Source organism: Endozoicomonas arenosclerae (assembly GCF_001562015.1).
In the GTDB taxonomy this organism is placed as follows: domain Bacteria; phylum Pseudomonadota; class Gammaproteobacteria; order Pseudomonadales; family Endozoicomonadaceae; genus Endozoicomonas_A; species Endozoicomonas_A arenosclerae.
Window position 1 is genome coordinate 1 of record NZ_LASA01000213.1, and the last position, 6,952, is coordinate 6,952.

Below are 6,952 nucleotides of genomic sequence, written 5' to 3' on the forward strand. Positions count from 1 at the left end.
TGAATATGCACGAGATGAGGACGGCGACGGTTTTCATGAGATTCATGTGAATACAATGGAGGGGTTCTGGTCGCTGTTGCGTTCCTGGTTGCGTCCTCATCGGGGTATATCACAAGAGAAGTTACCGCTGTATTTGGGTTTCTTCGAGTGCCTGCACAATATCAAGAAGCGCGGGAAAGCAGCTCTAACCGGTCTTCTGGGAGTGTTGTTTGGATAACTCCCCGGAATCCATTAAGAGCCTTGTTTATTATCAAATCTTCCCACTTGCTTGAAATCAATGAATATCGCTCAAGAAGGGCTGAAATTTCGTGAATATCATTACTTGTTAATTTTACAGGATCAATGTGAAGATACCCCATATTAATACTGAGAATGGCATCTATCTCCATAGCCCACTCAAAGAAGTATTTTTCATCCTTCTCTGAAAAATAGATTACTGGCTGGGTATCGATTTTTAAAATATCAGTCAAATGACTTTCTCGAGGTTTGATATTGACGCATAACGCCTGGTTCAGGGGCGCCGCCGACGGCGGCGTCCCTTGGAACCATTTGTTATGCGCGTGTGTTTTGTAATGATTGATTTTTGTTGGCCACTGTCTTTGAAGCTATTCCGGAGTTGAGCTGAGATTGACTCCTAACAGGCCAATGCCACCAAAACCAAAAAACTCTATGCTGGCGTTGCACAAAACCTAACCAGCTCTTTTGCCAGCAGGCACGAACTAACGCCAACGAGGCGCACCACACTTTATGCTGCCATTGCACGTGGAAAAAGCACCGAACTACAAACGCCTGCGAAGATGAACCTGCAAAATTCATCTGAACTTTGGACAGGCGAGGCACGGCCCACCTGTGGAACATGCTATCTTGGCAGCGTGCAAGAGAACTGAATTCTCTGCTGGCATTGCACAGAGCAAGCGATAAAAGGCACCTGACTATTTCGCCAGCGTGGGAAAGACCAGAAAACCAAACCCATCAACAGCTTTGAACTATACGACAAAAATTCAGAAGTCGATGAAAGCGCATAACAGTGGTTTATACGGAATAAAGCCGTATAAGTAGTTGTAGATTGCGAAAGACGAACTTCTCCAGTACGTAGAGCCTCAAGGGCTCCAGAGAACTCACCTCTTGATGGACACTTAACAACCCGTTCACATTTCATCATTTCTTTAAATTCCGCTTAAGCAGCAGGTGTGATAAAAATGCCTTAGAAACTTATCAATTTCAGTGAGTTACAGATCAAAGGAAAGTTTGCTTATACGAACGCTTTTTACGTAATTTTCGTGCTAGTGCGACCAAGCTCATACATACTCGGTTCATCATGAACTTGCGAAGGATGCTGGAAATGCACTTCGACAGGCTCAGTGCGAACGGTATGGGGCTCAGTGCGAACGGCATGGGACTTAGTGCTAGGTAGAACTATGCGTGATGAGGCTTCGAAATCACAGTGTATAAATATTCAGACACGCTACCGCCCCGAGATTGACTGTTATATAGACGACAGTGGAGTAACATCCCTGAACTCGTTGCAGCATCCTGCTGGCAATGGTTTTGGGGCTTATTCTGCCAGTCTTTTTAAGCGCTGAATAGGGGTAATTACGTACTTTGTGGTATTGCTGAGTTCGGGCTGTCAGAGGGAGGAAATAGTGCTGATTTGAGACTGCAGGAGTGAGAGTTCTTGGAGAGTGACAGGGCCTGAAGATATCAGGCCCTGTTAACCGGTTAGCGTTCAATACGCCAGGTTGTTCCTTCGCGGCTGTCCTGAAGGATAATACCCTGGGCAGCCAGTTCATCACGGATCCGGTCGGATTCTGCAAAGTCACGGGCTTTCTTGGCATCTTTACGCTTCTGGATCATTTCTTCAATCCAGGCTTCATCTACATCAGCGCCAGACTTCAAAAACTCAGAAGGTGATCTTTGGAAAAGACCAAGAACCCCTCCCAACTCAACAAGCTTCTCAGCCAAAAACTTTGCCTTTCTCAGATCATACTTGTTACCAAGACTACGATTTATTTCTGACTCAAGACCCGCTAATACGGAAAAAGCTTGAGGAGTATTAAAGTCATCATCCATAGCGGAATAGAACTTCTTCTCGAAACCCTTAGCAAGCTCAGCTACTTCTTCTTCAGTCAGTAGCCATTTAGGGTTCTGAACAAGCACACGTGACCAAGTCTCTTCTAAAGGAGAGTTCACTTTATCTAACGCTAGATAAAATCGCTCCAGCCTAGTTTTAGCCATTTCTAATTCTTGATCTGAGTAGTTCACAGGACTGCGATAATGACTAGATATCAAGAAATAGCGAACAACTTCGTCATCGTACTTGTCCAGCACTTCACGAATGGTAAAGAAGTTACCCAGGCTCTTGGACATCTTCACATTATCAATACGAATAGCGCCGGAGTGCATCCAGGTATTGACGAAAGTCTGGCCATTTGCCGCTTCTGACTGAGCAATTTCGTTTTCATGGTGAGGGAACTTGAGGTCCGATCCACCACCATGAATATCGAAGGTTTCACCCAGGCAGCATTTACCCATCACCGAGCACTCAATGTGCCAGCCTGGACGACCATTACCCCAGGGAGATACCCAGCTGGGCTCACCTTCTTTAGCGCCTTTCCAGAGCACAAAGTCCATTGGATCTTCTTTTTGCTCATCAACCTCGATACGGGCACCGGCTTCCAGTTCTTCCAGAACCTTTCCAGACAGTTTGCCGTAGCCGTCAAACTTGCGAACCCGGAAATAAACGTCACCGTTACCTGGCGCGTAGGCAAACCCTTTTTCAATCAGGTCACTGATCATTTCGATCATGCCTTCAACGTGCTCGGTAGCACGGGGCTCCTGATCAGGCTCAAGGTTGCCAAGACGTTTAAAGTCTTCACGCATGGCGGCAATCATTCGATCCGTCAGTACATCAATGGTTTCACCATTTTCAATGGAACGACGAATGATCTTGTCATCGATATCCGTGACATTACGAACGTAAGTCAGGTTGTAGCCCTTGGCTCTCAGATAACGGGAAACCACGTCAAACGCTGTCACCGTTCTGGCATGACCAATATGGCACAGGTCATAAACCGTCATACCACAGACGTACATCCGCACATGATTTTCATCCAGCGGTTTAAACGCTTCTTTCGTTCGGGTCAGAGAGTTGTATATCTGCAACACGTTCTTTGTCCTGTAGCCTGATGTTCAGGCTCTCTGTTCTCCCTTGCATTCAAATGCCTGCAAGGGAGACGGTATTCCTATCACTTTTTGCCGTAAACACGGTTCAAGAGCAGTCGTTAGACCTTGTTGGCCCAGGTATCTTTCAGGCCAATGGTCATATTGAACACAGGTTTATCGGCACAATGCTCACGACGATCAGCCACAAAGTAACCTTCGCGCTCAAACTGGAAGCCCTGCTCAGGCTCTGCCGCTACCAGCGAAGGTTCAACCCAACCAGTGATCACTTCCAGAGAAGCCGGATTGATGTGAGCCATAAAGTCTTCATCACCCTTGCCAGGCGCAGGATGATTGAACAGGCGGTCATACTTGCGAATTTCTGCCTGCTTGCCATGAGTGGCTGACACCCAGTGGATGACGCCACGAGGCTTAACACCTTCCGGCGGATTTTCACCCACAGTGCCCGGTACATAGCTGCAGTGAATCTCAACAATCTCGCCCTGCTCGTCTTTAATCACTTCCTCGGATTTGATCACATAAGCACTGCGAAGACGAACGTATTCGCCAGACACCAGACGCTTGAACTTCTTGCGTGACAGCGTGGTGTCTTCAGTGAAATCGGAGCGATCAATATACAGTTCTTTTGTGAACGGCAGTTTACGTTCACCCAGCTCTGGTTTGTTTGGATGCGCTGGCGCTGTCATTTCCTGAACTTCACCTTCCGGCAGGTTGGTGATCACCACCTTAAGAGGGTTCATCACTGCCATAGCACGGGCGGCGTTATTGTTCAGGTCGTCACGGATGGCATGCTCCAACATGGAAACATCTGCAATACCATCAGAACGGCTGATACCCACCATATCAGAAAACTTGCGAATGGATGCCGGTGTATAGCCACGACGTCGCATACCCGACACAGTGGGCATACGTGGATCGTCCCAACCTTCCACAATGCTTTCGTCCACCAGCTTTTTCAGCTTGCGCTTACTGGTGACGGTGTAGTTCAGGTTGGTTCTGGCAAACTCGTACTGTCTGGGTCTGGACGGCACGGGCAGATTCTCAATGAACCATTCATACAGTGGACGATGATCCTGGAACTCCAGAGTACAGATGGAGTGGGTTACCCCTTCAATGGCATCTTCCTGACCGTGAGCAAAGTCATAGCTTGGGTAGATGCACCATTTATCACCGGTCTGGTGATGAGGCACTTTACGGATTCGATAAAGAATCGGATCACGCATGTTCATATTCGAGTTCTGCAAGTCAATCTTGGCTCTCAGGCTGCACTGACCTTCTTCGTACTCACCGGCACGCATCTTTTCAAACTCGGCCAGGTTTTCCTCAACAGAACGCTTGCGGCATTCGGTTTCAACACCAGGTGTTTTGAAGTCACCACGGTTTTTAGCCATGGACTCAGCGTCCTGATGATCCACATAGGCCTTGCCTTCCCTGATCAGGTAAAGCGCCCACTCGTAGAACTGATCAAAATAGCTGGACGCGTAACGAACCTCTCCGCTCCACTGAAAACCCAGCCAGCGAACATCTTCCTGAATAGCATCCACATACACCTGCTCCTCTTTCTCGGGATTGGTGTCATCAAACCTCAGGTTACATTGACCATTAAAGGTTTCAGCCAGCCCGAAATTCAAACAGATCGAGGTAGCGTGACCAATGTGCAGAAACCCGTTAGGCTCCGGGGGAAAACGGGTTTGAACCGACTGAACCACACCTTCAGCCAGATCCTTTTCAATGATCTGCTCCAGAAAGTTGGCGGATTTTGATGATTTGTTGGATGAAGTGTCTGTTGTGCTCATTGCAACCAGCGTCTTGGGGGAGGAAAGCACCCTCTAATCTAGCAGCCTGGTACCATTAGAACCATCGGGTTCTCACTGATCCGGATGCAAGAGGGAATATGCCACTTTAGTAAACGGCTGAGACTAACATTTTCACGACAATGGGTACAGTTTAGACAAGGTCTCAGCTGAAATTTATCTAGCCTTGCCCTCAGCAAGGGAATCCTCGTCATTATCATCTTCACCTAAGGAGACATCAGGCGTATCGGTTATAGTCATACCCATTTCATGGTCATCGTCATCCTCACCGGAGGTCGTATCAGACGAATCGTTGATAGTCATATCGATGAATTGCTTCATCTCTGCAACCATACTTTCTGCCGAGGGTCTCATGACAGGGTTGATATCAACACACTGTACCAAAACTTCAAAAAGCTGCTCGACTTCCACCGGCACGGGATCTTTCAGAACAGGGCTGATGCCATTTAAATAAGTCTTCACTATTTTTTTTCCAACCTTCTCCCTTTTCTCTACGGCAATCCTTTTCATTGAATCAGGGTCAATGTACCCCTGCCACTCCAGAAGTTTCAGGCAAGTAACGGCAGCCGAGAAAACATCAGCCGTGTAATCCTGGGTTTTCAACTGCTGGGTTTCGGGAGCAGCATAAAACTGACGACCACTGAAATCTCTGGGAAAACCAATACGACAATCGGTTGCCTGATCAAAATCTATCAGTACCAGCTTGCCATCAAGCATCATGAGATTGTCAGGACAGATATCCCGATGCAGCACCTTTTGTTTTTTCATGTGGGCCATTGCCTGCCAGAACCCCAACAACTGGGTCATGAGCTGCCGGGTTCTGATTTTGCTTCCCCGCTCTTCTCCAACATCCGGGCAATAAAACTGTTTCACCGGGTGACCGGCATAACCTTGCCTGAGCACCAGATGCAACCCGTCATAAGCTTCATAGGAGTGACCACCGATCAATGGGACAATATTGGGGTGATTCAGTCGGGACATCGCTTCCAACTCACTAAGAAACATATCCCGGGCGGCCTTAAAGTTGGCAGGGTCGTGAATAAGCCGGTGCCGATCTACATACTCAGGAACACCCTCTACGTTGTGATGGCCGAATGTAATAAAAGTGCCATTGAAAATACTGTCAGGCAGGGTGGCTATATAACGCGTCTTTAATTTACAGGTATCACCGGTTTGAACCAGATATTCCTGAAGCGTCCTGCGAATCAATACCGGTCTGGGCGGTTCCTCAAAAACCAACTCGTCTCCCTTACTTTCAGTACTGCCAAAGGTGAAGGGGTTCGAGCCCAGACTGCTGGTCCTCGAACGACGGAACGCCTCTGCAGACATTAATTGCTTTTCAAGGCCTGCGACAAAGGAATAGTCAGGGTTGTCAGAAGAATGGGCCGGGCTGAGATAAAGGAGGGCTTCACATTCGGCTACATTCAGGCTGGGCTGAGAAGACATCGAGTCGCCTTCCGTGCTCCATGAAAGGTCTTCGCTGGTAGCGGATATGTAAGGCGTTGTGGGGGTGGACACTCGACGAATACTGTATCGAGAACAATAAAGAAGGCTCTTTTCCTTGCTATCACCGGGCTTCACGGACTCCTGCTCAGGACGAAAAGCCTGATCCGTTTCCTGTACAGGAAACTTCAGGTTCTCATCATCCGACACTAAAGCCGCCGCTTTATCCAGCCCTATACTCATAACCACATCCATGTTGGCACTATAAAAGTTAAGGCTCTTAATGGATTCCGGGGAGTTATCCAAACAACACTCCCAGAAGACCGGTTAGAGCTGCTTTCCCGCGCTTCTTGATATTGTGCAGGCACTCGAAGAAACCCAAATACAGCGGTAACTTCTCTTGTGATATACCCCGATGAGGACGCAACCAGGAACGCAACAGCGACCAGAACCCCTCCATTGTATTCACATGAATCTCATGAAAACCGTCGCCGTCCTCATCTCGTGCATATTCA

General features: G+C 47.9%; 3 protein-coding genes and 2 pseudogenes. 1 reads left to right on the top strand and 4 read right to left on the bottom strand.

Translation table 11 applies throughout. The features are described 5' to 3' along the window. A pseudogene (locus WG89_RS31805) lies at positions 1 to 217 on the top strand (IS1595 family transposase); the annotation flags it as partial. A gap of 1,502 nt (positions 218 to 1,719) precedes the next feature. On the opposite strand, the gene cysS reads toward WG89_RS31805, so the two are convergent. The 4 genes and pseudogenes from cysS to WG89_RS27570 form a co-directional block, all read right to left on the bottom strand. Next, positions 1,720 to 3,162 carry a cysteine--tRNA ligase gene (gene cysS, locus WG89_RS27555; protein WP_216638575.1) on the bottom strand — a complete coding sequence of 481 codons (1,443 nt, stop codon included), beginning with the start codon at positions 3,160 to 3,162 and terminating at the stop codon, positions 1,720 to 1,722. Between the two features lie 119 nt (positions 3,163 to 3,281). After that, positions 3,282 to 4,976: a glutamine--tRNA ligase/YqeY domain fusion protein gene (locus tag WG89_RS27560; protein WP_062270864.1), complete on the bottom strand. Its 1,695-nt coding sequence runs from the start codon at positions 4,974 to 4,976 to the stop codon at positions 3,282 to 3,284. 174 nt (positions 4,977 to 5,150) lie between these two features. After that, positions 5,151 to 6,743 (bottom strand): protein kinase family protein, encoded by a 1,593-nt coding sequence (locus WG89_RS27565; RefSeq protein WP_062270866.1) that lies wholly within the window; start codon positions 6,741 to 6,743, stop codon positions 5,151 to 5,153. Continuing rightward, positions 6,736 to 6,952 (bottom strand): annotated as a pseudogene (locus WG89_RS27570) (IS1595 family transposase); the annotation flags it as partial. The gene WG89_RS27565 and the pseudogene WG89_RS27570, both read right to left, overlap by 8 nt.

Excerpts from the sequence above, each read along its gene's own strand:
- WG89_RS27560 (WP_062270864.1), bottom strand. The coding sequence starts at position 4,976 with ATGAGCACAACAGACACTTCATCCAACAAATCATCAAAATCCGCCAAC.